1 pseudogene is annotated in these 1,686 nt (G+C 68.6%); it reads left to right on the plus strand.

The features are described 5' to 3' along the window. Window positions 1–1,686 (plus strand): annotated as a pseudogene (locus HP547_RS28645) (ATP-dependent DNA helicase); the annotation flags it as partial.

Here is a 1,686-nt window from a genome sequence, read left to right on the forward strand (position 1 = left end):
GGCCATTCTCAATGCCAGGCCGTATGCCTTCCTCGACGATGCACCGCTGGAAGAGCGGCGCACCCAGGCGGTGCTGAACCGGCGCTGGAGCGAGGTGCGCAGTGGTGACGACCTGGGTGCGCTGGACGCAGACGCCATCGCGGCCGTCGAGGCCGAGGCCTGGCCAGAACCCGGCAGCGCCGATGAAATGCACGAGGCGCTGATGGGGCTTGGCTGTATCAGCCAGGACGAAGTGCAGGCCAACCCCGATTGGGCGCTGCTGCTCGGGCAGCTGGCCAAAGCTGGACGGGCGTTGCGCGTGGTGGATGAAAACCTGTGGGTGGCGCGTGAGCGGCTGAGCCTGATGAACGTGCTATACCCGGGCGCTCGGCTGGAGCCTGCGCTACCGGTGCTGCCAGGCTTCGATCAGGCCGTGGAGCCTGACAGTGCGCTGGTCGAACTGTTGCGGGCCCGCCTGAGCGGTCATGGTCCACAAACCGCGCCCCGGATCGCAGCACCGCTTGGCCAACCGCTGCAGGCCATCGAACAGGCCCTGGCCCGCCTGGAAGCCGAAGGCTATGTGCTGCGCGGGCACTTCAGCCCCGCTGCGACCGACCTCCAATGGTGCGAGCGCCACCTGTTGGCGCGCATCCACCGCTACACGGTCAAGCGCCTGCGCCGGGAGATCGAACCGGTCAGCCTGCAGGACTTCATGCGGTTTCTGTTCGATTGGCAACACCTGGCCCCGGACGAACGCCTGCGCGGACCGCAGGCGGTGGCCGAGGTGCTCGGGCAGTTGCAGGGGTTTCCGAGTGCCGCCGGCGCCTGGGAAGCAGCGCTGCTGCCGGCGCGTATCAAGGACTACAGCCCGCACTGGCTCGACGAAGCCTGCCGCAGCGGGCAGTTTGCCTGGAGCCGGCTGGCGGCTACGGTGGCAAGCAGCACGCTGTTCAGCACACCACTGGTGCTGCTACCGCGCGACCCATTGAACAGCTGGCGCAGCCTGGCGCCCGCCCCCGCCGTCGATACCCTCGGCCTGCGCGCGCAGCGGGTTCATGAAGCCCTGAAAACCCACGGGGCGCTGTTCTTCGATGAGCTGGCGCATGAGGCACATCTGCTACCCAGCGAACTGGAAAATGCGCTGCAGGAGCTGGTGGGCTCGGGGCTGGTCGGTGCTGACAGCTTCACCGGCTTGCGCAGCCTGATCACGCCTGCGGCCAAGCGCACTGCACGCAACAGCCGCCGCGGCCACCCGCCGCTGTCCAGCAGTATGGCGCATGCCGGGCGCTGGGCCCTGCTGCGCCGCAGCGATACGCCTCCTGACCACGAACAGCGCCTGGAGCATATTGCCCGCAGCCTGCTGCGCCGCTACGGGGTGATCTGCTGGCGGCTGCTGGAGCGCGAGAGCGACGTGCTGCCGCCCTGGCGTGAACTGTTGCGCTGCTATCACCGGCTGGAAGCCCGTGGCGAGATTCGTGGCGGGCGCTTCATTGCCGGGCTGGCCGGCGAACAGTTCGCCTTGCCGGAAGCAGTGGGGTTGCTGCGGCAGGTGCGCCGACGCGAGCCCGACGGGGCGCTGCTGGTGGTAAGTGCCGCTGACCCGCTGAACCTGATCGGGTCATTGCTGCCGGGGGCGAAGGTACCTGCGGTGAGCGGCAACCGCTTGTTGTATCGGGATGGGGTGCCGGTGGCGATGCGGGTGGCCGG

Origin of the sequence: Pseudomonas sp. CM27 (assembly GCF_013179515.1) — a bacterium.
Taxonomy (GTDB): domain Bacteria; phylum Pseudomonadota; class Gammaproteobacteria; order Pseudomonadales; family Pseudomonadaceae; genus Aquipseudomonas.